At 45.0% G+C, this 25,151-nt stretch carries 23 protein-coding genes and 1 other RNA gene; 21 read left to right on the top strand and 3 right to left on the bottom strand.

Annotation, left to right across the window (positions count from 1 at the left end; all coding sequences use genetic code 11):
- Positions 1 to 91: 91 nt before the first annotated feature.
- The 5 genes from AAH944_RS08110 to AAH944_RS08090 all read left to right on the top strand — a co-directional run bounded on the left by AAH944_RS08110 (position 92) and on the right by AAH944_RS08090 (position 6,338).
- Positions 92 to 625: a hypothetical protein gene (locus AAH944_RS08110; RefSeq protein WP_415534168.1), complete on the top strand. Its 534-nt coding sequence runs from the start codon at positions 92 to 94 to the stop codon at positions 623 to 625.
- Between the two features lie 78 nt (positions 626 to 703).
- On the top strand, positions 704 to 2,032 hold the full coding sequence (gene glnA, locus AAH944_RS08105; protein WP_415534166.1) for a type I glutamate--ammonia ligase: 1,329 nt from the start codon (positions 704 to 706) through the stop codon (positions 2,030 to 2,032).
- 203 nt (positions 2,033 to 2,235) lie between these two features.
- On the top strand, positions 2,236 to 3,210 hold the full coding sequence (locus AAH944_RS08100) for a DnaA ATPase domain-containing protein (RefSeq protein WP_415534164.1): 975 nt from the start codon (positions 2,236 to 2,238) through the stop codon (positions 3,208 to 3,210).
- Positions 3,197 to 4,165 (top strand): 6-phosphofructokinase, encoded by a 969-nt coding sequence (gene pfkA / locus AAH944_RS08095; RefSeq protein ID WP_415534162.1) that lies wholly within the window; start codon positions 3,197 to 3,199, stop codon positions 4,163 to 4,165. Before AAH944_RS08100 ends, pfkA begins: the two co-directional genes overlap by 14 nt.
- A 31-nt stretch (positions 4,166 to 4,196) precedes the next feature.
- Entirely contained in the window at positions 4,197 to 6,338 is a 2,142-nt protein-coding gene (locus tag AAH944_RS08090) for a cell division protein FtsA (protein ID WP_415534160.1), read from the top strand.
- 177 nt (positions 6,339 to 6,515) lie between these two features.
- On the opposite strand, the gene AAH944_RS08085 is transcribed toward AAH944_RS08090, so the two are convergent.
- Positions 6,516 to 6,884, bottom strand: coding sequence for a TIGR04086 family membrane protein (locus tag AAH944_RS08085; protein WP_415534158.1), 369 nt, complete (start codon positions 6,882 to 6,884; stop codon positions 6,516 to 6,518).
- 117 nt (positions 6,885 to 7,001) lie between these two features.
- On the opposite strand from AAH944_RS08085, the gene panB reads away from it, so the two are divergent.
- The 4 genes from panB (at position 7,002) to AAH944_RS08065 (ending at position 10,794) form a co-directional block, all read left to right on the top strand.
- Positions 7,002 to 7,826, top strand: coding sequence for a 3-methyl-2-oxobutanoate hydroxymethyltransferase (gene panB / locus AAH944_RS08080; RefSeq protein ID WP_415534156.1), 825 nt, complete (start codon positions 7,002 to 7,004; stop codon positions 7,824 to 7,826).
- A 164-nt stretch (positions 7,827 to 7,990) separates the two neighbouring features.
- The gene (locus AAH944_RS08075; protein ID WP_415534154.1) at positions 7,991 to 8,425 is read left to right on the top strand and encodes a hypothetical protein; all 435 of its coding nucleotides are present in this window, start codon (positions 7,991 to 7,993) and stop codon (positions 8,423 to 8,425) included.
- 62 nt (positions 8,426 to 8,487) lie between these two features.
- Positions 8,488 to 8,668: non-coding RNA, 6S RNA (ssrS, locus tag AAH944_RS08070), on the top strand.
- 53 nt (positions 8,669 to 8,721) lie between these two features.
- Positions 8,722 to 10,794, top strand: coding sequence for an LTA synthase family protein (locus AAH944_RS08065; RefSeq protein ID WP_415534152.1), 2,073 nt, complete (start codon positions 8,722 to 8,724; stop codon positions 10,792 to 10,794).
- Between the two features lie 50 nt (positions 10,795 to 10,844).
- Here AAH944_RS08065 and AAH944_RS08060 read toward each other — a convergent pair whose 3' ends face one another.
- On the bottom strand, positions 10,845 to 11,936 hold the full coding sequence (locus AAH944_RS08060) for a phospholipase D-like domain-containing protein (RefSeq protein WP_415534150.1): 1,092 nt from the start codon (positions 11,934 to 11,936) through the stop codon (positions 10,845 to 10,847).
- A 213-nt stretch (positions 11,937 to 12,149) separates the two neighbouring features.
- On the opposite strand from AAH944_RS08060, the gene AAH944_RS08055 reads away from it, so the two are divergent.
- The 7 genes from AAH944_RS08055 to AAH944_RS08025 all read left to right on the top strand — a co-directional run bounded on the left by AAH944_RS08055 (position 12,150) and on the right by AAH944_RS08025 (position 17,905).
- Complete coding sequence (locus AAH944_RS08055; RefSeq protein WP_415534148.1) at positions 12,150 to 13,298, top strand: tetratricopeptide repeat protein; 1,149 nt, start codon at positions 12,150 to 12,152, stop codon at positions 13,296 to 13,298.
- Between the two features lie 77 nt (positions 13,299 to 13,375).
- Positions 13,376 to 14,158: a methyltransferase domain-containing protein gene (locus tag AAH944_RS08050; protein WP_415534146.1), complete on the top strand. Its 783-nt coding sequence runs from the start codon at positions 13,376 to 13,378 to the stop codon at positions 14,156 to 14,158.
- A 231-nt stretch (positions 14,159 to 14,389) separates the two neighbouring features.
- On the top strand, positions 14,390 to 14,890 hold the full coding sequence (locus tag AAH944_RS08045; protein ID WP_015042873.1) for a cation:proton antiporter regulatory subunit: 501 nt from the start codon (positions 14,390 to 14,392) through the stop codon (positions 14,888 to 14,890).
- Entirely contained in the window at positions 14,890 to 16,107 is a 1,218-nt protein-coding gene (locus AAH944_RS08040) for a cation:proton antiporter (protein WP_415534144.1), read from the top strand. The genes AAH944_RS08045 and AAH944_RS08040 overlap by 1 nt, the downstream gene beginning before the upstream one ends.
- Positions 16,108 to 16,272: 165 nt before the next feature.
- Positions 16,273 to 16,845 carry a GTP cyclohydrolase I FolE gene (gene folE / locus AAH944_RS08035; RefSeq protein ID WP_415534142.1) on the top strand — a complete coding sequence of 191 codons (573 nt, stop codon included), beginning with the start codon at positions 16,273 to 16,275 and terminating at the stop codon, positions 16,843 to 16,845.
- Between the two features lie 39 nt (positions 16,846 to 16,884).
- Positions 16,885 to 17,640: a 5'/3'-nucleotidase SurE gene (gene surE, locus AAH944_RS08030; protein ID WP_415534141.1), complete on the top strand. Its 756-nt coding sequence runs from the start codon at positions 16,885 to 16,887 to the stop codon at positions 17,638 to 17,640.
- Between the two features lie 13 nt (positions 17,641 to 17,653).
- Entirely contained in the window at positions 17,654 to 17,905 is a 252-nt protein-coding gene (locus tag AAH944_RS08025; RefSeq protein WP_415534139.1) for a hypothetical protein, read from the top strand.
- 35 nt (positions 17,906 to 17,940) lie between these two features.
- Here AAH944_RS08025 and spoVB read toward each other — a convergent pair whose 3' ends face one another.
- The gene (spoVB, locus tag AAH944_RS08020; RefSeq protein ID WP_415534137.1) at positions 17,941 to 19,494 is read right to left on the bottom strand and encodes a stage V sporulation protein B; all 1,554 of its coding nucleotides are present in this window, start codon (positions 19,492 to 19,494) and stop codon (positions 17,941 to 17,943) included.
- A gap of 245 nt (positions 19,495 to 19,739) precedes the next feature.
- Between spoVB and AAH944_RS08015 the strand changes: the two genes are divergently transcribed.
- The 5 genes from AAH944_RS08015 (at position 19,740) to AAH944_RS07995 (ending at position 24,960) form a co-directional block, all read left to right on the top strand.
- On the top strand, positions 19,740 to 21,719 hold the full coding sequence (locus tag AAH944_RS08015) for an elongation factor G (protein WP_415534135.1): 1,980 nt from the start codon (positions 19,740 to 19,742) through the stop codon (positions 21,717 to 21,719).
- Positions 21,720 to 21,963: 244 nt separating this feature from the next.
- A complete protein-coding gene (locus AAH944_RS08010; RefSeq protein WP_415534133.1) occupies positions 21,964 to 23,082 on the top strand; it encodes a helix-turn-helix domain-containing protein in 1,119 nt (372 codons plus the stop codon).
- A complete protein-coding gene (locus AAH944_RS08005) occupies positions 23,082 to 23,282 on the top strand; it encodes a PLDc N-terminal domain-containing protein (protein WP_020490812.1) in 201 nt (66 codons plus the stop codon). The genes AAH944_RS08010 and AAH944_RS08005 overlap by 1 nt, the downstream gene beginning before the upstream one ends.
- Entirely contained in the window at positions 23,282 to 24,199 is a 918-nt protein-coding gene (locus AAH944_RS08000) for an ATP-binding cassette domain-containing protein (protein WP_415534131.1), read from the top strand. Before AAH944_RS08005 ends, AAH944_RS08000 begins: the two co-directional genes overlap by 1 nt.
- Positions 24,196 to 24,960 carry an ABC transporter permease subunit gene (locus tag AAH944_RS07995; RefSeq protein ID WP_415534129.1) on the top strand — a complete coding sequence of 255 codons (765 nt, stop codon included), beginning with the start codon at positions 24,196 to 24,198 and terminating at the stop codon, positions 24,958 to 24,960. The genes AAH944_RS08000 and AAH944_RS07995 overlap by 4 nt, the downstream gene beginning before the upstream one ends.
- Positions 24,961 to 25,151 lie beyond the last annotated feature (191 nt).

Genomic DNA, 25,151 nt, shown 5'->3' with positions numbered 1-25,151 from the left:
TATACTTTCTGATATACCGAAAAAGGACTGTGAAAAAAATTGGGAATAGGTTAGAATAGATTATAAGCCAAAATAAGGTGGAGATGTTCACTTGAATCATCATGATCAGGTTCTGCTTGAAAGCTTTGAACGGATTTATTGTCTTTTAGAAAAAGAAACCCAAAATTTAACGGAGATCAAATCGGCTTATGCTGAAAAAATTCGCCAGTGGGAGGATGAGATCAAAGCGTATGCGATGATGATAGAGGAAATCTCCGTTCCGGCCAGGTTTATTCTTGAGCATATCCTGTCCCTGAAATTTAAGTCCGGTCAGATGGCAGTGGAAGCTGAGAATATCACCCAGGGTTTTTCTGGAATAGGGGACATCCGTGTGGAAAAATTCGGCATTATCAAAATCTCCACTGGAAACTTACAGCTTAGCTGGCGCGATGAACTGTATAATTACTTATTTTATCCTGATAAGGTGGAATTGCGGACAAACGACGAAAGGACGACGATTAAACTGTTCTTTTCCCAGCAATTTGACGGGAAGGATATTCAAAGATTTTCTGCGGTTACGGAAAGCCGTCAGTTGTTATATATTCACCCAGCATTGAAAAAGTATTTAGAGCCATGTCAATCCTAAAATTTTAAATATAAGATTTATGGTTGACATGGTACTGTAGGAGTAAAAGTTTTAAACAATTGAAGGGAGCGCTGAGAATTGAATTATACGAAAGAAGATGTCTTGCGAGAGGCGTATGAAAAGGGCGTAAAATTCATGAGACTTCAGTTTACCGATATTTTCGGAGTATTAAAGAATGTCTCTATTCCGGTAGAACAACTTGAGAAAGCCCTGGACGGAGAAATGATGTTTGACGGTTCTTCCATTGAAGGCTTTGTGCGTATTGAGGAGTCGGACATGTACCTAAGACCCGACCCTGACACATTTGTCGTTTTCCCGTGGAGGCCTGCTGAAGGCGGGGTAGCGAGACTCATCTGTGATGTCTATAATCCTGACGGGACGCCATTCAACGGTTGCCCCCGCAATACACTAAAAAAAGTACTGGCAGAAGCCTCAGAAATGGGTTTCAAATGCTACATAGGACCGGAGCTGGAATTTTTCCTGTTCCATGTCGACACGGAGGGCAGACCGACCCTGATTACCCATGATAAAGCTGGTTATTTTGACATGACACCGGTTGATTTAGGGGAGAGTGCCAGAAGAGATATGGTTCTGGCGCTGGAACAGATGAATTTTGAAATTGAAGCCTCCCATCATGAAGTTGCTCCCGGACAGCATGAGATTGATTTCAAATATGCCGATGCCTTGGAAATGGCTGATAAAATGGTCACCTTCAGATTTGTCGTCCGGACGATTGCCCAGCGGCACGGACTGCATGCGACATTTATGCCGAAACCGATCTTTGGGATCAATGGCTCCGGAATGCATGTCAACCAGTCTTTATTCAAAAATGGCAAAAACGTTTTCTATGATCCGGAAGGACCGATGAACCTTTCGAGCGAAGCGTATCATTATATTGCCGGCATTATGGAGCATGCGAAGGCTTTCACAGCGATTACCAATCCTACGGTCAATTCGTATAAAAGGCTCGTTCCGGGCTATGAAGCGCCCTGCTATATTGCCTGGTCGGGCCGCAACCGGAGTCCGCTGATACGTATTCCGGCCAAGAGGGGTTCTTCAACCCGTATTGAGTTAAGAAGCCCGGATCCTTCCTGCAATCCTTATCTGGCTTTATCGGTCCAGATTAAGGCCGGACTGGATGGGATCAAACGGAAACTTAACCCGCCCGAAGCCGTTGATTTGAATATTTTTGCCATGGATGACAGGCAAAGAAAAGAGATGGGGATTGACTCGCTTCCCGGAGATCTCAAAGAGGCTTTAACGCTATTAAGCAATGATGAAATCATCAAAGATGCCCTCGGCGAGCACATCTATTCCCGATTTGTTGCAGCAAAGACCGAAGAATATGACAGCTTCCGCATCGCCGTGCATAAATGGGAAATCGACAGATATCTCGAAATATATTAGCCGCAGAGCACGCGTAATGATAGATGGCTAAAATTGTCAACCTAGGCAAGGGTTAGGGATATATTCCTTAACCCTTATTCTTCCCTGGTACCGCGTTGAATTATGTTAGCTATCCTGCTCCGCCCACAGCGGAACTGTGGCCCTCCATGACATTAACATAAAAAATTGGTGAGTAAGTTTTCTCGTAGGGGGTATTCTAAACAGTGTTTATCAGCCAGTTCAACCAATTAGCTTTTCAATACATAGAGAATTATGAAGTACAAAAGGCGCCCCCGGTTACGATAATTGCCGGACAGGAAGGACTGGGCAAGACCCAGCTATTGAATTGTATCCTGCAAAAAATGAAGCCGCAAAAGGTGAAGACTGTCCTGATCGATGCGGATAAATTTTCAAAGAAATTTGCGTTTGCAGCCCAAAATGGGAGCCTTAACAGCTTTCGTCGCTCTGTGCGTTCCAATGACCTTTTCCTGCTTGATAATATTAATGTGCTGCAAGGGAAAAAGAAAACACTCGAAGAACTGTTTCATACCGTAGATACCATTCTGGCACAAGGCGGAAAGACGGTCATTACATATCAGGGCAGTACACCCAACTTTGACTTTTTGAACCAGCGGTTTGCATCAAGGCTTAAAAGCGGATTTTTCCTCTATTTAAAGGACCCGGCAGCCGAGGAGATCGAGCATTTCATCGCGTATCGTCTTACCGGAGATTTGTTTCAGGAGATCCTGCCCTGCCAGTCGGCGCTTCTTTCCGGAATTAAAAATATGAAGCAGGCTGTAAAGATTGCTGAACAGCTAAAAAAAGACATTCAGCCGGCAAACTTTGCGGAGGAGAAAATCCATGTACCTCAGTCCGAAAAATTATTTCACTTTCCACGCATTGGAGAACAGGCCAATCTCGTTGTTTCTATCGTTTGTGAATGCTGCGGTTTGGAAAAAGACAAAGTCCTGGGCAGTACGAAAAAAAGGGAGATTGTGGAAGCAAGGCAAATGGTGTATCTCCTGCTGCATGAGATATTTCAGTGCCCCTATCGCGATATTGCGTCCTATTTTCGAAAAAACACCGGAAGTCTGACAAATCAGTCTGAAAAGATACGGGAGAGAAAACAGGCGTTGTTTGAAACTTTATGTAAAAAACTGTATAATGCTGAAAAGGAGAGATCTTATGGGCGCGGATAGCAAGGTTGCAGTTTTAACCAGCGGAGGGGATGCTCCCGGAATGAACACCGCGATACGGGCGGTTGTTCGCAAGGGCATTTACCATGATCTCCGGGTATATGGGGTTTTCCATGGTTATGATGGGCTTCTGCGCGGTGAAATAAAAGAAATGGAGCTGGGTTCAGTTGCAGATATTGTGCATCGCGGCGGAACAGTCCTGAAAACTGCCAGATGTGAAGAAATGTTTACAGCTGAAGGCCAGCGTCAGGCCGCGGATCAGCTGAAGGCCAAAGGAATCGAAGCGCTCGTGGTCATTGGCGGAGATGGTTCTTACCGCGGAGCAAAAAAACTTGCCGAATGGGGTATCAAAGTCATTGGCGTGCCGGGTACGATTGACAATGACATTGCCGGCACAGATTCAACGATTGGTTTTGACACGGCGGTGAACACCGTTGTTGAGGCTGTAAGCAAATTAAGAGATACCGCTTCATCCCATGAACGGACTTTTCTTGTCGAAGTCATGGGCAGAAACTGCGGAGATATTGCCCTCCACTCAGGACTCGCGATTGGTGCCGAATCGATCCTGACTCCCGAAATTCCTTTTGATCTTCAGGAAATCAGTGAGAAACTGCTGCGGGGATATCGGAGAGGAAAAAATCACAGTATTATTATTTGTGCCGAAGGAGCAGGGGATATCCGTGAAATTGCTTCAGGCTTAAAAAAATATTCCGGATTGGAAAACCGAGTGACGATTCTCGGTCACATTCAACGCGGAGGAGCGCCCTCGGCGGCCGATTCTTTGCTTGGAGCAATGATGGGCGGCAAGGCCATTGAAGCGCTGATGGAGGGAAAATCTGAGGTGATGATCTCTCATTTCCAAAATGAGATTGTGGACAGGCCACTGGAACTCGCTTTTAAGGAAAAGAAAATGTTTAACCGTAAGCTCTATGAGCTGGCTAACGAGCTGGCTATTTAACGATATATAACTTTGCGAGGTGGAAAGAGAAGTGGAGACTGTTTTTGCCCTTGATATCGGCACCAGAGTCGTTATTGGACTTGTGGCGCAAAAGAGTGAATCGGGATATGAAGTCATAGCCAGTGCGCGGACCGAACATACGCAAAGGGCGATGTATGACGGACAGGTTCATGATGTGAACGAAGTCGCTAAAGCTGTATCCTATGTAAAGCATGAACTTGAGCATAAACTAAACTGCAAATTGACAAAAGTGGCTGTGGCTGCAGCAGGCAGGGCACTTTGTACCGAAACAGCGACGGTCACGAGAGAGGAAGTTCTGCCGACACACTGGGAACAGGAAGAAGTCCTGGCCATGGAAATGGAAGCTGTCCAAAAGGCCATGAAGAAAATCTCGGCTGAAGAGACAGATAATATCCTATTCTACTGTGTCGGATACAGTACGGTGAAGCAGCTGCTCGAAGACCAGCAGATTACAACGCTGGTCGGGCAGAGGGGAAAAAAAGCAGAAATCACGGTTATTTCTTCGTTTTTACCGAGAACGGTTGTCGATGGCCTTATTGCAGTTTTAGCAAGGGCGGGGCTTGAGATGGCCAGTTTGACGCTGGAACCGATTGCCGCCGGACTGGCCGCAATTCCCGGAGATATGAGAAGACTGAATCTGGCCCTCGTGGATATCGGGGCAGGGACAGCAGATATTGCATTTACCAAGGAAGGCACTTTCTTTGCCTATGGAATGGTGCCCATGGCCGGCGATGAGGTCACAGAAGCAATCTGTTCCAATTATCTGGTTGATTTTCAGGAAGGCGAAAGGATTAAAAAACAGCTGAACGGGAACGATCCAAATCCAAACAGCCTGATTGACATCGTCAATTTCTTCGGAGCCAGGTCCTCTGTCACACGTCAGGAAATTCTGGATGTCATTAAACCGACCGTTCAGGTGATTGCCGAAAGGATCGGCGGAGAAATCCTGCTGCTGAATAACAGCTGTTCACCCCAGGCTGTGATCATGGTCGGGGGAGGTAGCCTTACTCCCTTGATGGGAGATATTTTGTCAAAGGTGATTAATCTTTCCCGGGGTAGAATCGGCATTCAAGTCCGCGAAAGGTTGTCCGCGGTCTCCGGCCAGGAAGAAGATTTATTTGGTTCGGATGTCATTACGCCGATAGGAATTGCAATTTCCGCGCTGGATAATAAAGGTCTCCATTATTATGCAGTCAATGTAAATAACACGAATATTCCGTTGTTTGAACTGCAGCTTGCTACGGTGGCGGAAGGGCTTCTCGCAGCAGGCATCCAGCCGAAAACGTTCTTTGGACGTCCGGGATCGGCGCTGATCTATAAGCTAAACGGTGAGATTCAGGTTATTAAAGGAGAGTTGGGAAGTCCAGCGGTGATTACAGTCAATGGCCAGTCGGCCAAGCTGGATCAGAGGCTTAGTCAGGGTGACGAGGTCACCTTTATGCCGGGTCATTCCGGAGAAGATGCCAAAGCGCAGGTCAAAGATGTCATTTCCCGGCCCGCAGCGAAGAAGATTATCTGGGATGGCAAGGAAGAGGAATTCAATCCGTTCATCTATCTGAACAATAAACCGGCAGATGAAGAAGACTGGCTTGAGGATGGCTGCAGCCTGCTTGTAAAAATGAATGAAACGCTCTATGATTTACTGGCCATGAAAGGCATTAATCTCAATAAAATAAACAAAAAGAAAATCAAAGTCAACAATCAGCCCCGGGAACTGGTATCGGATATGGAGATTATCGTCAATGGTTACGCTGTAACCAAAGACTGTGTTATTAATAACAACGATCGTATCGATATTCTTGAGAAAAAAATATTGATCAGGGATTTGGCGCTGGAAGCCGAACCGATGATTTTTACGGTTAACGGAGAAGCGTTCAGTTTACCGCCGCTTGAAGCAAAGATCTACTGCAAAGGAAGGGTCATTCAGGAAGATGAGCCTATCGAAGACGGTATGGAAATCAGAGTGGAAGGTTTTTCGCGCAAACCCATTTTGTCGGAACTATTTCCGTATATAAATCTTGCTGAAAACTCAATTTCGGGCGGAAAACTGGAAATGCAGGTCAATGGCAGTGAAGCTCATTTTACGACCGAGCTGAATCAGGGAGACCGTATTATTGTCAACTGGATCAACAAATTTGCGCTCGCCAGATAAAAAAAGAAAACCCCCAGCTGGGGGCGATAGGCCAAGGGCCTAGGTGGAAAGGGTTAAGGAGTATACACCCAGCAGTATAGTCGGAAACAGCTGTACTTGTCCCGTTTTTTCACCCAACAGCATGTTCTGGAGGGTGAATAGTTCAGGAGAGCGGTTTAACGCACTACATGGACCGCGTCATTTCTTCATCACGGCTCCGATACTCCCACCGATCACACCCGCTATGGGACTAATCAGGACTTTCTTGAGCAGTATTTTCCAAGAAGGATCACCCGCATAGAAAATGTAATAAATCAATAGGGTGACCACAAAAAAACCGATTCCAACAGCCAGTCCGTACAGAAGTCCTCTTGCTCCGGATTGATACGCAATGTAAAAACTGGCGATGAGTACGCCAATTCCGGCAGCGAGCAGCGAGTAAAGGAAAGATTCCTGCACCGAAGTAAAAAAGTAGACCAGACTCAGAACAACGGTCAGCAGAAATGAGATAACAATGGCCAGCGCTATACCTTTGGTAACTAACGACAGCTGAAACGGTTTTGACATACGGCAGCCTCCCTTTTCTCCAATTTCTGTACACCATATGCTTGGCCCATATAACTTATGACTTAAAAGCTTAGACAAAGTTTGAAATAAAAAAGGTTTAGGGAGAAGGCGATCAAGATGAAAAAAATGATTCCAGATTTTAAAAAGATGAGCGAACAGGAAAACAAGATTACGATGCTGACAGCCTATGATTTTCCGACGGCACGAATCGTGGAAAAAGCCGGCGTCGATGTAATCCTTGTGGGTGATTCGCTTGGGATGGTCATCTTAGGATATGACTCAACCGTTCCAGTGACAATGGAGGATATGCTGCATCATGCCAAAGCTGTCCGCCGGGGTGCTCCAAGTACTTTCATGATTGTGGATATGCCTTATCTGACCTATGCGAGGCCTGAAGATGCGTTGCGCAATGCCGGAAGGCTGATGCAGGAGGGTGGAGCCGACGCTGTTAAACTCGAGGGCGGGGAGGAATACCGCGAGATTATCAGCTTTCTGACCAAAGCCGGGATTCCTGTTGTCGGACACATTGGTTTGACGCCTCAAACCGCCGGCCTGCTGGGCGGATATAAAGTCCAGGGAACAGAAATACACAGCGCTTCCAAACTTTTGCGTGATGCCGGAATTCTGGCTCAAGCCGGTGTTTTTATGCTGGTCCTGGAAGCAATACCGGCGCTACTCGCGGCAAAGATCACACAGTCGATATCCGTACCGACCATTGGCATTGGTGCCGGAAATCAATGCGACGGCCAGGTCCTGGTTATTCATGACATGATTGGCGCTTCGGACAAGACTGTACCGACTTTCGTCAAACAATACGCAATGATTGAATCCCTGATCGTTGATGCTGTGCAAAAATATTGCGCGGAAGTCAAAGACACCGCGTTTCCTTCCGACAAACATTCTTTTTCCATGAAGGAAGAGGTTTTAAACAAGCTGACCTGACAGACAAATAATTTATTAATTTTTCGAAATAGTTTTAGCAGGCTTAATATTATTTTTAAAAAATTAATATATTTTTACAATTTAAGTGAAAATAATCATTAATTTATGATATAATACAATAAACTATTTGGTTGTTTTATTTTTGCTTGGAAGGATGAATAACATTGAAGCTGAAAGATAAGACGTACAATAAGTTCTTGGAGTTTTTTGAGAAGGTGTCCAAGAAACATGAAGAAGATCAGTTTGAGATTGCCTATTCCGAAATACAACGTGAGACAGGCGTGGCAAGTATTACCCTGAAAAAAGCGCTGAAGGTGCTGGAAGACGACAAGATTATTGAAATCAATCAGGGCAGAAATACCCGATATGGCAAAATCAGGTATCTAAATAAATTGAATGCCAATTCAAAAGATCCCGCTAATAGAACAAGAACGCTTGCTTTAGTGGATGATGGAACGGTGAATCCAGGGACACTGCATCAAATCAAGAATATGTCCAGTCTCGTCGAACAGCTGCGGCAGAGGGTACGTACCCAGGAGATGACGATTTCTGTGATTTTGGACAGACTTGCTGATTTGGAAGATAGAGTGCATCGCTAAAACATAATTGGTTTTCCAGTTGTTTCTAGAGGATTTTTCTTCACCCCGGTGTTATAATAGCTATGATGCTGCTCTGTTTGTATGGACTATCATGGTTTTGATCCTATTTTTTTCTCGGGAACTGAGTAGTGGCAGGTCGTGTACATCATGCTTTGCAAAAAGAAGATGGAAAGATCTGTCTAGGTACCCACCTGCATGTGCAGGGTCAGAAAACCAGATGTCTAACGGCAAAGCGGGAAGAGGATGTCCAACGGACATCCTCTTTAAAATTTATGAGGAATTCTATGGAGGAGAAAGTGTCTAATTCTAAATTTCTGGCTATAATTCCGTTAATGGTTTTAATATTGTTTGAGACGGTCTCACGCGGAAGTTTCGTCCATACACTGGTCTGGGTAGTATGCCAACCGAATCAATTTATTGCCACGTATGCTATTCTATTTGGACTGATTAATGCTTTTTATCTTTTGCCCCGGCGTTTGTACCTGTCCATTGCAGTAGTCATTCTAACCGGCCTTTCCTTTATTGCGCTGGTCAGCAGGGAAAAACTACTCCTAAGAGGAGAGCCTTTGCTGCCCTGGGATTTAAACCTTGGGAAGGAAGCCGCGAATATTTCCCAGAGCTTTCAGGATCTGCCGATCGCTTTTATGTTGGGACTCGTGATTTTGCTCATCGCTGCGATCATCCTGATCATTCGTTACATACCTAGAGAAGAGTACCTTTCGGCTCAAAAAGTCCCCATTGCGGTACTGTCTTTTCTCTTGCTGTTTAATCTGGTTGCCCATACTTCTATGCAAAAGACCTTCAACTGCCGGCTTGTAAACTGGAGCCAGCAGTCCAATTACGAAGAAAATGGCTTGATTATAGGCTTTATGATGAATTATAAAGCCTATTCGGATAATGCTCCGGCTTCTTACCAAAAAGAAGAAATTGAAAAGATCATTGCTCAGACCAAAACTGATTACACGGTTGATCCGGATTTTACCCCAAATGTCATCTTTGTGCAAAGTGAGGCTTTCTGGGATCCGACGCTGATGAAAGAAGTAAGCTTCAGTGAAGATCCAATTCCGTATTTTCATTATCTGCAAAAAAATTATTCAGGCGGAAAGATAGTTGTTCCTGTCTTTGCCGGAGGAACGGTGAATACAGAGTTTGAAGTTCTAACAGGGTATTCCTGCCAGTTTCTCCCGGCAGGGATCATTCCGTATGTCCAGTACGCAACCAGGGATATGGATGCTCTGCCCGCAATTTACAAAAAGCAGGGCTATGAGGCTACGGCAATTCATACTTACCATAACTGGTTTTACCGCCGCAATATTGTTTTCGAAGAGATGGGATTTGACAAATTTATCAGCAAGGAATTTTTTACAGATCCGGAGAAGAAAGGAACTTATATCCGTGATACGGAGCTTACGAAGAAGATTCTGCAGCAGCTTGGACAGAATGATAAACCCGATTTTATCTATGCGATTTCTATGGAGGCTCATGGACCTTATGCGGAAAAACCTAATGCCGGAAATACGATTCAGGTTCAGGGCGACTTTTCAGCTAAAAATAAAATACTTCTGGAGAATTACGTCAATACGATTTCTGACGTCGATCAGTCCCTGAAAGCATTGATTGAAGGTCTAAATAAGATTGATGAACCAACGATCGTTGTTTTTTACGGAGACCATTTGCCTTTGCTCGGCAATAGTTCAGAAGTGTACAAAGAAGCTGACTTTTTTCAGGATGGAGGAAGTTACAGCGATTATTTAAACAAATATACGGTGCCATTTGTTATCTGGGACAATTTTTCTACCCAGAAAGATAAAAATATTTGCATTTCTTCCAGCTTTTTGGGGCCATATATTCTGGAAAAAAGCAAAAAAGAAGGAAATACGCTGATGGATTTCCTCTATTCCTTATATGAAAAAGGGTCGGACGTGATGGCCGCCGCGCAATATCAGAAGAATGAAAAAATCACCGAAGCAGAATCCGCGGACTATGAAATGCTGCAATATGATTCCCTGATTGGCAATGCGTATGTCTATGAGCTTAAACCACAGGATAAACCTGTTCAGAATGCTTTGTACCTGCTTGGAGAACGTTTTCCCAAGATCGAAAAGGTCCTTCGTCTGAGTGGAAATGTGATTCAGGTTCAAGGGGAAAACTTCCTGCCGGATTATCAGATTTATATTGATGATACCCTGGTTAAAACGAAGTACGTAAGTAATACTGTCTTAACAGCCGTCTTGCCGAAATCAATCCAGAATGAGACTGAGCCTGTCAGCCTTCTTTTAAAGATGATCGATAGCCTCAATAATGTTATTTCGGAATCAAACACGTATTCATTCTCGTGTACGGATGGCGCCTCCATCGATGATAAATAAGCGCGGCCATCCATTACGGAGATTAAACCCAAAGCGAATGTATTTGCGTTTTATGGTGTACTGTTGGCCCATTCTTCATCAAACAGCGCTGCAACTTTTTTGGCGACAGCAGAGGAAGGGATAGTCAAAGAACCTTCGTGATTAATAACAAAAGAAGGATATGTCCAGGCAGAATTGGAAACAAACAGCGTTGTCTGATCAAAAATACCGAAATTCGCACCCATCGCTTTTTTGTCAGGATGATTGTAATAGCGCAATTCGATGTGGGCGTCCTTTAATTCCTGAATAGCATCGGGCGAGGTAATTGCACTGGAAAGGCTGACGATCACTTTCACGTTACAGCCTCTTTTTTTTGCCTCCAACAGGGCATCGATTATATCGTCTTTACTCAGTTGTTCGGTTTCTATTAAGACCTCAGACGCAGCAGCGTTGATTAAATTAAGAAGCTGCTGTTTAACATTGACAGCAATGGCAAAGGTAATATTGTCTTCTGGTAATTTGGAAGTATCCGGTAAATCAAGCGACAGTGTTGTCGTATAGTTCCAGTCTTTGCCGAAGGATTTGTCCATGACACCGACAGAGTCTCCGGATAGTTTTACAGCCATGCTGTGCGCATCGAAGCCTTTGGCGGTCCAGTCCTTTCCGTAAAAAACAGCCGTTTTGTGATCAACAACCATATAGCGTACTGTCTGGTACTGTCCTTTCTCAGCAGGATAGTACTGGACCGATATGTTTTCATTTTTTAGTGCTTTGATGGTTGAGGTATTATCTCTCTGCCATTGATCGAGCAGCAGTCTGACTTCGATGCCCGAATGCGCTTTTGTAATCAGTAAATTAATGATTTCCTGATCATTCAGACTGGACAGCTCGATATAAATGGATTGTTTGGCCTGATTGATTACATTCAAAGTTAGCGGACGGATAGCGGCTCCGTCTAGGTAAAGCGCACCAGCTGGCAAGTTTGATACTGGATTGGACTCATCATCAGCGGAAAACGAGAATATTTTGCTGCATCCGGACATCGTTGGGACAGATATCACGATGATCATCAGGATGATCAGGAAGGGTACTTTTGCTTTGGACAAAATATCAGCCTCTTTACCAATAAATTGAGCTTTGGCAACTCTTCTCTTATTATACATATTTTTAGAGATAAATAACGAAAAAAATAGTTCCAATTGGAAAAATATCTGATTGAAAGGCTATTTGATGAGCGGTTTTCCAGCCAAACAAAAGGTAAATCATGGAAAGAGGAAGAATAACTATCCAGTACCATGTTAACCTGAATCTACAATAATTTTAAGGTTAACAAGGCACTCGTCTTTAAAGAAGATTTTATATTTAGGGGTGTTGATATGGGAAACCGCTTGCGTCTCAAGACAAAAATGCAGATTAATTGGCTGCTTTTCATGGGTGAAGAACAGCAGGCTCTAGAAATCCTGTTTGGAATCTTAAACACAGAAAATATCTCCGATGCCCTGTATCTGGCAGAAGTGAAAACACTGATTGATCATAAGGTTTTCAAGGAAGCTCAGGCCTATTTGGAAGCAGCAATCATCTATAGCGAAGAGCCCGGACAGCTGGCCGAAGTGCATTTTTTACTAGCCCGCTGCTGTCATGGACAGGGCTTTGTCAATGATGCTTTGATTCATCTCGAAAATGCGCTTCAGCTGGAAGCGAACAGTACGTACTGGAATCTGCAGACGGATTGTTATCTCGAACTTGGGGAATGGCAGGAAGCTATTTATTGTCTGGATAAGTCTCTGCGTTCCTCACCTGGAGATGCCGATATCCTTTTTCGACTTGGCAGCATCTATCAGTTCCAGGGGCAGCACAGGGAAGCTTTAAACTGTTTCAGCGGCTGCTGTAAAGTGAAGCCGTATCAGCCGGAATACTGGGAAATGAAAGCTGAGATGCAGCTGAAAATGAATCAGACCGAGGATGCGGTCGAATCTTTCCATAAAGCGATCAAATGCGGGGGGCATTTCAGCCTGATGTCCAGGCTGGCCTACTGCTATGCGCAGACCGGCCAGCAGAGCAAAGCCCGGAAGCTGTTCCAGAAAGTATTAAAACATGACCCGGATGATCTTGATGCCCTATGCAATCTGGCCGGCATTTACCACGAGTTCCAGCAGGACGACCAGGCTTACCGATTACTCAGAAAAGCCTATACGCTCAAGAATAACGACACCTTGCTGCTGAATAATTTAGGCTTTATCTGTTTTCAGCTCGGAAGAACGCGCAAAGCAATTGAGTATTATCAGAATGCCCTGAAAATTGATCCGGAAGATAAAACGGTGCTCTATAATTTAAGTGTCTGCATGACCGAAAAAGGGCTGTGGGACGACGCCAAAATTATCCTGGAACGACTGGTCTCCATGGATAGCAAAAACAGCGCGGCCTGGATCCTGCTTGGAAATACGTATGAAGAAATGTCCAACACGAAGGTGGCAGTCGATTGTTACAATAAATCTTTTGGTTTAACGGTTAAAAAAGCCATTTAAGATCAGACTTCCCAAAGAGGTTTCATTATCATTTATTTTCTGGTACAATTATAGAAACGTTTTTGGGGGGCATTACCATGGCAGACTGGAATCCAGAAGCCTATTTAAAATTTGAGAAAGAAAGATCCAAACCGTCACGTGATTTAGTCAGCCGTATTAAGCTTGAACAGCCTGAAAATATTCTGGATGTGGGCTGCGGCCCAGGTAATAGCACCCGTGTTTTAGCGGAGAGATGGAAGAATGCGGCGATCACAGCCATTGATAATTCACATGCCATGCTTGAAATTGCCAAAGCCACAAATCCGTCAGTGCGTTGGTTATTACGGGATGCGGGACTGGACATTTCCAACCTTGGCCAGTATGACCTCATATTTTCCAATGCGGCCTTCCAATGGATTCCTGATAATGATCTTCTTATCTCCAGACTGTTTGCCATGCTGAAACCCCGCGGTATATTAGCCGTCCAAGTTCCGTTTGTCAATGAAATGCTGATTCATCAGCTGCTTTTAGACCTCGTATCCTCTGCGAAGTGGTCCGGTTATTTTAATCACATCGCGATTTCCTATAAGGTCCATGCTCCTGAATATTATTATGATGTTCTCTGTGATTTAACACCGGAAATCGAATTATGGGAAACCAGGTATTATCATTTGATGAACAGTTATGAGGATATCCTGGATCTGTATCGAAGCACCGGGTTGAGACCCTACTTGGATTGTCTTCATGAAGACGAAAAGCAAAAAGAATTTGAGAATGATCTGATGCTGGAAATTATGAAGTATTATTCCGGCTCGAAAGACGGTAAAATTTTATTTACCTTTGACCGTGTATTCTTTACAGCAACGCGGTGCTTTGATTAGCATTGACGTTAACTTTAATTAGCAGAAAATATTTGTATTGCGCATAATATGAAGAAGATGGCGGGACGCATCGGAACTAAAGTTTCGTTACGTCTCCTTATTTTTTATACCGTAATCTGCTGAGTGAGCATAGTCTGATTGGGGAATAACAATTTTGTCCCGTGCTGTCGTTTCTTTACTTATATCCGTAGATTTGTTAAAGTAAATTTAAAGAAAAGGAGGCTTTTTGGCATGAAGTTAGTCAAGGAAAAAGACTTGCCGGGGATCGGGAAAAAGTATCAGCTGGACACCCGGTCTGGAGATAAGCTGGTTGTGATCGTCCATGATGACGGGCGCCGGGAAATGTATCACTATTACCTCGAGGATCCGAATGAATCGATCTCGATGGTAACACTTGATGATGAAGAATCGCGTTGTATTGCCTCTATTCTGGGCGGAATGGCCTATCGCCCCAAAGATCTGGATACTGTTGAGGTAGCCATCGGGGATATGGTACTCGAATGGTACAGGATTGAAACGGGGGCTTATGCGATTGGCAAATCAATCGGTGAGATGCAGGTCCGGAAGCGGACCGGCGGGACGATTATTGCGATGGTGAAAAAAGACCAAAATAAAACGATCAATCCCAATCCTGACATCGTTCTTCAGGAAGGTGCGACGATTGTCATTCTGGGAGAAAAAGAACAGGTGAAAGCTGCTAAGGGACTCCTGTTTCACGGGAGTGTTCATTAATGGAGCATTTGATACTGGAAGTTGGTCTCGCTCTGGCTTTATCGGCCGTGGCGGGGATGATAGCCGGTAAATTGCGGATTTCCATTGTGCCTATTCTGATTATTGCGGGGATGGTTGTTGGACCTCATGCTCCTCATATCGGGGTATTTGATTTCAGGTTTATTCAGTCAGCCGCGCTCATCGACTTCATGGGAAAGATGGGTGTTTTATTTTTACTATTCTCTCTCGGATTAGAATTCTCAATCAAACAGCTGATGGCATCGGGACCGTCGATTCTCCGCAGCGGCCTCATCTATATGCTCATCAACTTTTCTGTTGCGCTGCTGTACCCATTGCTTTTAGGTTGGCCCGTCAAAGAAATCCTGGTCGTAGCAGGGATGATGACAATTTCGTCAAGCGCTATTGTAGCTAAAGTCATCGTCGAGTTAAAACGAGCTGCGAACGATGAGACAGAAATTATCCTAGGGCTGATGATGTTTCAGGATGTGTTTGTGGCAATCTATTTATCCGTTGTCTCTGGTTTGGTTCTTTCCGGTTCGACTTCGACCGTTACAGTCCTGCTTACAGCAGTTGTTGCACTTGGATTTATCGGGGCATTTCTGTTTTTGGGCCATAAGCTCGTTCCGTGGCTGAACCGCCGGCTGGATATTCCTTCGGACGAGACATTTTTACTGGTGACTTTTGCGGCGGTGACGTTGGTTGCGGGGATTTCCGAAACCCTGAATATTGCCGAGGCCATCGGAGCAATGCTACTCGGCCTAGTAATGGCGGAGACGGAGCATCGCGAGCGGATTGAACACATTATTGTTCCTTTTCGTGATTTTTTCGGCGCATTATTCTTCTTCAGTTTCGGTCTAAGCATCGATCCTTTTACGCTGGGTGGCGCTGTTTGGCCGGTCCTTGGCGCAGTACTGCTGACGCTTCTTGGCAATACGATTGCTGGATTTATAGCCGGAAGGAGAGCTCAGCTGTCTCATCGCGCTTCGCTCAGGATTGGCTTAACGATCCTGTCACGTGGTGAATTTTCGATTATACTCGCCACACTGGCCCTATCAGGAGGCTTGCTGGGAGTCCTGCAGCCGTTTTCTGCCTTGTATGTGCTTATTCTCGCCATATTGGGCCCCATACTGACCAAGGAATCCAGTCTGGTGTATAAGTTAATTGGGCCGATCCTTAAATGGCCGGAGCTGCCTGAAAAACGCAGGTTAAAACTTTAAATAAAATTATAATGATAAATTGTTGAGAGAATTGCGTATCTGCAGAATATAGTAAAAAAATAATAGTAAAAAAATAATTTGGTCAAATCGAAAATAAATGATACAATTCAAGTTGACCCAATTAATAAAATATTCCGCTAATTTACACCATAACAGGAGGCGATCATGATGGCTATAGATCATGCAAAAATAGAACGAGCTGTAAGGGATATTTTAGAAGCAATCGGAGAGGATCCGGAAAGAGAAGGCCTTAAGGATACCCCCAAAAGAGTTGCCAGATTTTATGAGGAAGCTTTTGCCGGACTTCATGAAGATCCGAGCAAGAACCTGTCTGTATTGTTTTCGGAAAACCACGAGGAAATGGTATTGGTTAGAGATATTCCGATTTATTCAATGTGTGAGCATCACCTGCTTCCTTTTGTTGGACAGGCCCACATTGCGTATATACCGAGACACGGCAAGGTGACAGGATTATCGAAGCTGGCCAGAGTTGCCGAAGACTACGCCAGAAGGCCGCAGCTACAGGAAAGATTGACAAGCCAGATTGCGGATACTGTGAATGAAATGCTTAATCCGCGCGGTGTTATTGTCGTCATTGAAGCTGAGCATATGTGCATGACCGTACGCGGAATTAAAAAACCCGGCGCGCAGACCGTTACATCAGCAGTCAGAGGAATGTTTGAAACCAGCGCTGCCACCAGGGCAGAGGCGTTCTCATTAATTATGGGTAGACATTAATCCAATAATAAGCGGCAGAATGACGGAGGCTAGTTTTGCATGAAAATCCTGCTGACAAATGATGATGGTTATTTTGCTGCCGGTCTCAGGACCATGTATGATGTTTTGGCGGCGGACCATCAGCATGAGATCTACGTTGTGGCTCCGGAAGGACAGCGATCAGCTGTTGGACGGTCTATCACCCTGTTTCAGCCAATCTTCGTGACCCATCATTCCTTGCCAGACAATCATATCGGTGTATCTGTCAACGGCACACCGACAGACTGTGTCAAACTGGCAATACAGGGGGATATTCTTCCTGCCAAGCCGGATTTGATCATATCCGGAATTAATCACGGACCGAATCTCGGTTCGGATGTATTCTACTCAGGTACTGTGGCAGCCGCAATGGAGGGTGCCCTGTTAGGGATACGTTCCATAGCGGTATCACTTGCCAATTATGATTACGAAGACTATATGCCAAGCGCTTTGCTCATCAAACGCTTGATTGATACGAACAGCCCCTTGCTTCAGTATCAGAGCGGCCTCTTGAATATTAATGTGCCGCCCTGCGACAGGGAGGAATGGAAGGGAAAAAGAGTCACCAGACTAGGCAGGTCTGTTTACGACAATGCCTTCGAAAACAGAAAATCTCCTTATGGCAGAGAGTATTATTGGATTACCGGAACGCTCGTTTTTGAAGAAGAACAGGATACCGACCTCAGGGCAATTCAGGAAGGGTATGTTTCGATCACGCCTTTGCACTGTGACCTGACCGATTACGAACGGTTAAAGACGATAGAAAATTTGCTATAGGGAGGAGAAATGTATGGGATTTTGGGTTTTTTTCTTCTATTTTGGTGTGTTTGTTATTATTTTCTGGCTGAGCCGGGAAAAAGGCGGAAAGAATAATCTTAAAAAATTATTTATTATTCCGATCGTTCTTGCTGTCATCATTACGCTGCTGTCTGTGGTAAAAATTTATTTTATTTATAAGATCATACTTATTTTGATTTTTTTGGTCGTAGCTCTGCTTACGTATTGGCAGTGGGGAAGCAAAATCCGAAATTTTTGGCGGTGAAAGTAAAACTGAAGCGTACGCTTGAAGTTGGGACGCTATTTGTTCTTAGGCCAAAACCTTAAAGACCGCCATGTTTTCTTTATTTCTTTCATCGGAATACCTCCTTGAAAAATCAGAATCGCAAAATAGACCATGCTTCCGACAAGAAGAGCGGTAAGACTCAGAAGCAGCGGTGTTTGGCCCGGTACCAGCCATAAGATGCTTTTGAGCACAGCAGTCATAGCAAGCCCGGCCAGGACCGGCTGCAGGATCATGGATTTCAGATCAGCTTGTAGTCCGATGTGCTTGTTTATGGCATAAAGGTTTAAGAAAGCCATCATGGCAAAACCAAATACATAAGTTAAAGCGGTACCCACGAGACCAAATTTCGGAATTCCAGTCAGGTAGAAAAGAAGCGGAATCCGGAATACTGCAGTGATGACCGAATGGGCCAGCGGTAAAAAGGTTTTGCCGAGCCCCTGCAGAATTCCTGTGGTCGTCTGTTGAATATAGGCAAACAGCCCGCCCAAGGCTAATACTTTCAACACTGCAGACACATGGTCACTTTTGAATAGGTGCGTAAGCGGTTCAGCAAAAAAATAAAGTGCAATGACACACGGCAATCCAAGCATAATGGTATAGCGGACCGCGTCTATGCTTTTATTCCTGGCAGCCCGGACATCATTTCGGACCATTGCTTCGGAAATAGCCGGGACAAGCGATGTCGCCAGCGCAAATGTAAAGACACTTGGAAACGAGAGCAGCGTAAGTGCAGTCCCGCTGAACTCTCCAAAGAGAGAGGTGGCGTTCCTGGCCGAATAGCCGGCAAGCTGAAGCTGTTTGGGAATAATGACGGTATCCAAAGAAGACAGCCCTGTAGCCATCAGCCTGCTTCCGGTTACGGGCAAGGACAAACTGATCAGCTCCGGCATGACGGGTTTGGATTGTCCGCCATTTTCATTTCCATAAGGAAGGTGCTTGTGCTGCACCAGATATTGAATCAGGATCACAAGCAAACCAACGATCTCCCCACAGAGCATTCCTGCTGCAAGACCGGCTGCTGCCCATTCAATGCCTTTCTTTAATAAATATACGGAAAGAGAAAAGCCGATTCCGATCCGGAAGATTTGTTCACAAATCTGGCTGACCGCTGAAGGGACCATGTTCTGCAGTCCCTGGAAATATCCCCGGAACGCAGAGGCCACAGATACGATAAAGATCGATGGGATACAGATCTGAAAAACAATTCCGACGCGCTCATCCGCAAAGAAACTGTGAACAATCAGCGATCTGTTCAGGTACAGCGTGATGGTAACCAGCAGACCGGAAATAAATAAAGTCAGGAAAGCTGTCCGGAATACTCTCCGGGCTTCAGCATAGCGGCCAATAGAGACTCTTTCGGCAACCATTTTGGAGACAGCCAGTGGTATTCCTGCTGTGGTTAAGACCAGTGCAGTCATATAGACCGGAAATACCATATAGAACAATCCGTACGCTTCACTACCGATATAATGCATAATCAGGTATTGGTAGACAAACCCGAGCAGACGGTTGACCAGATTCGCCCCAAAAAGAATGACTGCACCATAAATGAGGTTGTTTCTGGGCATTTTTTCCTCCCTGACCGGTACTCTGTCAGAGTACATATAGTTGATTTCTATTCAACTTATGCGCTGGGAAAGGAGGTCATGCTCCAAGTTTTTTCAGGGATGCAGTTTTTTTTAGAGGATTTGTGGAAACCGCAGAGAATTAAAGAGAATTAAACATGTTATAATTTAATATTGAGTGATGTTCGAGTGCAATAGTCTTGTTTAAGTCAAGTTATTAAAAAGAATAGACAAAGGGGAGATTATTCTTGAAAAGCTATGACACCAAGAGTATTCGTAATATCTGTCTTGTTGGGCACGGAGGTTCAGGTAAAACGTCACTGGTAGAGACCATGCTTTTTAATGCCGGAGTAACGAACCGCATCGGGAAAGTAAACGATGGAAACACCGTCTCAGATTACCTTCAAGAGGAAGTACAACGTCACATTTCAATTAGCACTTCATTAATTCCGATCGAGCATAAGGATGTTAAAGTTAATGTTCTCGATACACCCGGTTATTCCGATTTTATCGGTGAAGTCATCAGCGCTTTGCGCGTCGTGGAAACGAGTGTTTTTGTGATCAGCGGGGTTGATGGTTTAGAAGTTCAGGCCGAGATCATCTGGGATCTGGTCGAAGAAAAACAAATTCCTAAAATTATTTTTATCAATAAACTGGACAGAGAAAATGCCAATGCAGAAAAGGTACTGGATCAGCTGAAATCAACTTATTCGAATACTCGTTTTGTTCAAATGCAGATTCCAATTGGCAAAGAGGCAGGATTCGAAGGTGTAGTTGGTCTGTTCCAAACCGACATACCTGATCAATATACAGATGATATTGCCGTATTGAAAGAAGCACTGGCTGAAGCTGCAGCTGAAGCCGATGATGACATCCTGATGAAATATCTGGATGGAGAGTCCCTGAATGATGAAGAATTAAAGACGATCACAGCCAAAGGGCTTGCTCAGAATATGATCGTTCCGGTTTTATTCGGTTCGGTAGAAAAAAATCTGGGCGTGAAGGAATTCATTCAATTCCTGGCAGACAATGTGCCTGCGCCTACACCTATAGACAAAAAAGCCGCGTTGGTCTTTAAGACACTTGCCGACCCCTATCTCGGCAAAATGACTTTCTTCAAATCTTATGGCGGAATGTTTACCAGTGAGACAGTTGTCTACAATGCGAACCGGGAAGTCGAGGAGAAACTCGGCCAGCTGTTTTATCTGAGAGGGAAGAACCAGGATAATACGGCCAGCGTCCAAGCCGGCGATATTGCCGTCGTTGCGAAACTTCAGGAGACAAAAACAGGAGATACTTTTACAACGAAAGAGAAAGGTATCCAGCTGAACGGAATCGAATTTCCAAAACCAGCGCTATCGCTTTCTGTCAAACCGAAGAGCAAGGGTGATGAAGATAAGCTCGGATCCGCGCTGGCTAGGTTAGTCGATGAAGATCCGACCATCAGCGTCGGCAAAAACACAGAAACTAAACAGACGATTTTAAGCGGGCTCGGTGAAATGCAGCTCGATATTGTTGGTGAAAAACTGGCCAGAAAATTTGGTGTTGCCGTCGAGACCGAAGTACCGAAAGTTCCTTACAGAGAAACGATCAAAAAATTGGTGCAAGTTGAAGGTAAACATAAGAAACAAAGCGGCGGCCATGGCCAATACGGACACGTTTGGATTAAGATGCAGCCAAACCCGGAAAAAGACTTTGAATTTAAAGAAGAAGTTTTCGGTGGAGCGGTTCCAAGAAACTATTTCCCTGCTGTTGAAAAAGGTCTGCGCGAAGCAGTTGCTGATGGTTTCCTGGCTGGCTATCCGATGACGAATGTAAAATTCACGTTGTATGACGGTTCCTATCACAGCGTGGACTCGTCAGAAATGGCATTTAAGCTTGCGGCACATCTTGCTTTCAAGAAAGGCGCTGAGATGGCCAACGCGGTATTGATGGAACCGGTCGTTGAGGCCGAGGTCAAGGTTCCTGAAGCTTTCATGGGTGATGTCATCGGAGATCTGAACTCCAAACGTGGCAAGGTTCTTGGCATGGAACCCGATGGCAAATGCCAGGTGATCAAAGCCCATGTGCCCCAATCCGAAATGATGCGTTATTCCATTGACCTCAAAGCTATGACCCAGGGAAGAGGCACGTTCACGACCCAGTTCATCGGGTACGAGGAAGTTCCGGCAAGATTATCCGACGCGCTGGTCGCCCAGCTCAAGAAAGAGCACCAGCATCACGAGTAACGCTGAATGCACGAATAAAGCTGAATGATTGTAGGTAAGCTAAAGCCGCTGACGAATGATTTTGTCAGCGGTTTCTTGTCGCTTGCCGCGCCAACATCTCCGCAGAGGATAAGACCTGCAGCAAGTTAACTCATAGTTAACTTTTTTTATAATTGTTTACGACGATTCCGTTGAGTAAAAAAAATAAGCAGACTATAATGAACTTGAAAATCAAAACTTAAGAATTGAAAATGAGGTAAGATCTATGACCAAAATAAACATTGGAAAAATAATTGCAGCCCGGAGAAAAGAAAAAAGGCTCACCCAGGAAGAACTGGCCGAATATCTTGGAGTATCCAAACCGGCGGTTTCCAAGTGGGAGTCAGGGCAAAGCTATCCGGATATTATGCTTTTGCCTGTATTGGCGGCCTTTTTCAACGTAAGCGTTGATGAGCTCCTGGGGTATGAAGCTCAAATGACAAGGGAGGATATAAGAAAACTGTACCGCAGACTGGCAAATGCTTTTGCTGCTGAGCCCTTTGACCAAACCTACACCGAGTGCCTGGAGACTATCAAGAAGTATCATTCGTGCTGGAATCTGGTTTATTCCATTGCGCAGCTGCTAGTTAACCACGCACCGCTTGCCGGCGGACCAGACCGGATGAACGACGTTTTGCGGGAAGCCTCGGGATATTTTGAGTGTGTGGAAAAGAACAGTGGCGACGCGGTACTGGCCAGAGAGGCGCTTTCCTTGCGAGCCTACTGTTGCCTGGCCCTGCAGGAGCCTGCCCAAGCTATCGAACTGCTCGAAGGCACCGAGGAAGGAACGGTATCAACGGGAATACTACTGGCTAAAGCCTATACAATAAAAGGTGACAGCGACCGCGCCAAACGTTATCTCCAGCAATTTATTTATACAAATATAGCCAATCTTTTCGGAGCTTTTCCCGACCTCATGGCACTTTATGCAGATGCTCCGGAAAAAACGGATGCCTGTCTGCAAAAGGTGCTGAGTCTTGGGGAGGTGTTTCAGCTTAAAGAGATGCAGCCGTCCCATTATTTCACGGTGTATCTCACGGCAGCCGCGCTTTACTCAGCGCAGAACCGTAATGAAAAAGCGCTGGATATGTTGGAAGCATACGCGGATGTCATTTTTCAAAAGAATACTTTCCCGTTAAAACTAAAAGGAAATTCGTTTTTTGACATGCTGCAGCCGTATTTTGAATCTCTCAATTTGGGAGGAGATGCTCCGCGCAGCGATAAACTCATCCGTAAAGATTTAAAGAGCGTTGTGTTGGATAATCCTGCGTTTCAAAGTCTTAAATCGGAGGAGCGTTATCAGAAACTTTGGCGGCGACTTGAATCGATGGAGGAGGAAGTCTGATGGAAGATCTGATGTCCTATTTACCTTTTCTAATTCCGATCATGGTGATCGAACTTGCCCTGGCAGCAGCTGCGCTCGTTCATATTTTCCGGCACAGGACTTACCGCATCGGCAATCAGGTGCTTTGGGTAATTGTCGTTGTCCTGTTCCAGATTATCGGCCCTATCTTGTATTTTACCTTAGGCAAAGGTGACGACTAATGGAAATTCTGAAGCTGGAACATGTCAAGAAAAACTTCGGGGGTCTTCCGGTCATACAGGATTTGAGCTTCTCGGTCTCCGAAAGCTCCGTCTTTGGCCTGATAGGAAAGAACGGAGCAGGGAAGACAACTACCATGAAAATGCTTTTGGGTTTTTTAAAGTCCGACGCCGGAGAAATCAAAGTGTGCGGGGAAAAAGTCGCTTACGGAGACACAAGAACCAACAGGCATGTGGGTTATCTTCCGGATGTGCCGGAGTTTTACAGTTACATGACACCCGTCGAATATTTAAGACTGTGCGGGGAAATCTCCGGCCAGAAGCCTCGCCCAATCAGGAAAAAGACGGAAGAACTGCTGGCCCTTGTAGGGCTGGAGAACAGCAATCGAAAAATAAGCGGTTTTTCCCGAGGAATGAAACAGCGGCTGGGGATTGCCCAGGCTTTGATGAACGAGCCGCGGCTCCTGATCTGCGACGAACCAACGTCCGCGCTTGACCCCGTTGGCAGAAAAGAGATATTGGATATTTTGTCCGTTGCCGGACAGCAGACCGCTATTTTGATTTCCACCCATATTTTATCCGATGTGGAACGGATCTGTGATCATATTGGGATTCTGGACGATGGCAAGCTTGTTTTACAAGGAAAACTCTCCGATATCAAGAATAGCTATCGCCATAGCTCTCTCCGGATCGAGTTGGCGGATCAAGACGGCGTTGCTGTTCTTGCCGGGAAGCTTGCAAATCTTCCGTTTGTATCTGCGGTAGAGGCCAAAGAAAATTTTCTGACCGTCCGCCTTGAGGACGTGGCTAAGGAAGGGCTAAGAATTATGGAACTGCTGCTCAGGGAACAGGTTTTCGTTTTGAAATATGAAGTACTTGAACCTTCGCTGGAAGATGTGTTCTTGGAGGTTATTCAATGAACGGTCTGATCGCTTTTACTAAAAAAGAATTTCTGGAGCAAGTCCGCAGCTATAAAGCCGTTATCATGGTTTCAGTACTGTTCTTATTCGGTATGACGAGTCCCTTACTGGCAAAGATGATGCCCGATATTTTTGCCCAGCTGACCGTTCAGGGAATATCCATCAGCATGCCGGAGCCGACAGTCCTGGATGCCTATGGCCAATTCTTCAAGAATATGAGCCAAATGGGTTTGATCGTCTTGCTGCTTGTCTTTAACGTTATGCTCTCCCAGGAAGTGACACGCGGTACGCTGGTCATCCTTCTTGCCAAGGGGTTGTCTCGATCTGCGGTCATCATGTCAAAATATTTGGCGTCTTTGATTTTGTGGACGGTGAGCTATGTCCTTGCCGCAGTCACCGATTATGGATATACTGTTTATCTGTTTGGGAGCTTCTCCTTGCCTCATCTGTTTTTCTCCTTATTTTGCCTATGGCTGTTCGGTGCTTTTCTCCTGGCAGTCCTTCTGCTGGCCAGCACACTTGCATCGGGGAATTACGGAGGACTTCTTCTGACAGCCACAGTCATGATGGTCCTGATGATCGCGAATGTGTTCCCAGCATTTCAAAAATGGAATCCGGTCGCGCTTGCCTCGGATAACATTACGCTGCTTACAAATGCGGAAGCAATTGTCGGCATGTCCGTAACAGCTTGGACGACGCTGCTGATGATTGTGTTATGCCTGATTCTCTCAATCATAGTATTCAGGAAAAAGAAACTGTAAGGCAAAGCACGATGATGCGTTATTTCATTGACCGCTGACAAAATATTTTGGCAGCGGTCTTTAATTTCCCATAAGGATTTATGGAAAAACAAGGAATGTATTGAACAATGTTGAATTATATGCAATAAATAAATATTTGCCAAAAGAGTAATTGGAATTTTGTAAAGGATGCTGAAATCTGTTTTCTATAA

Origin of the sequence: Dehalobacter sp. CP (genome assembly GCF_047652685.1) — a bacterium.
Lineage (GTDB): Bacteria > Bacillota > Desulfitobacteriia > Desulfitobacteriales > Syntrophobotulaceae > Dehalobacter.
The sequence above is the reverse complement of the archived record's forward strand: the minus strand, read 5'-3'. Positions and strand labels throughout refer to the sequence as shown.

Coding starts and splice junctions, on each gene's coding strand:
- AAH944_RS07995 (WP_415534129.1), top strand. CDS start 24,196: ATGAACGGTCTGATCGCTTTTACTAAAAAAGAATTTCTGGAGCAAGTC.
- AAH944_RS08045 (WP_015042873.1), top strand. CDS start 14,390: ATGAAGTTAGTCAAGGAAAAAGACTTGCCGGGGATCGGGAAAAAGTAT.
- surE (WP_415534141.1), top strand. CDS start 16,885: ATGAAAATCCTGCTGACAAATGATGATGGTTATTTTGCTGCCGGTCTC.
- spoVB (WP_415534137.1), bottom strand. CDS start 19,494: ATGCCCAGAAACAACCTCATTTATGGTGCAGTCATTCTTTTTGGGGCG.
- pfkA (WP_415534162.1), top strand. CDS start 3,197: ATGGGCGCGGATAGCAAGGTTGCAGTTTTAACCAGCGGAGGGGATGCT.
- AAH944_RS08010 (WP_415534133.1), top strand. CDS start 21,964: ATGACCAAAATAAACATTGGAAAAATAATTGCAGCCCGGAGAAAAGAA.
- AAH944_RS08055 (WP_415534148.1), top strand. CDS start 12,150: ATGGGAAACCGCTTGCGTCTCAAGACAAAAATGCAGATTAATTGGCTG.
- AAH944_RS08000 (WP_415534131.1), top strand. CDS start 23,282: ATGGAAATTCTGAAGCTGGAACATGTCAAGAAAAACTTCGGGGGTCTT.
- panB (WP_415534156.1), top strand. CDS start 7,002: ATGAAAAAAATGATTCCAGATTTTAAAAAGATGAGCGAACAGGAAAAC.
- folE (WP_415534142.1), top strand. CDS start 16,273: ATGATGGCTATAGATCATGCAAAAATAGAACGAGCTGTAAGGGATATT.
- AAH944_RS08025 (WP_415534139.1), top strand. CDS start 17,654: ATGGGATTTTGGGTTTTTTTCTTCTATTTTGGTGTGTTTGTTATTATT.
- AAH944_RS08060 (WP_415534150.1), bottom strand. CDS start 11,936: ATGTATAATAAGAGAAGAGTTGCCAAAGCTCAATTTATTGGTAAAGAG.
- AAH944_RS08085 (WP_415534158.1), bottom strand. CDS start 6,884: ATGTCAAAACCGTTTCAGCTGTCGTTAGTTACCAAAGGTATAGCGCTG.
- AAH944_RS08005 (WP_020490812.1), top strand. CDS start 23,082: ATGGAAGATCTGATGTCCTATTTACCTTTTCTAATTCCGATCATGGTG.
- AAH944_RS08040 (WP_415534144.1), top strand. CDS start 14,890: ATGGAGCATTTGATACTGGAAGTTGGTCTCGCTCTGGCTTTATCGGCC.
- AAH944_RS08050 (WP_415534146.1), top strand. CDS start 13,376: ATGGCAGACTGGAATCCAGAAGCCTATTTAAAATTTGAGAAAGAAAGA.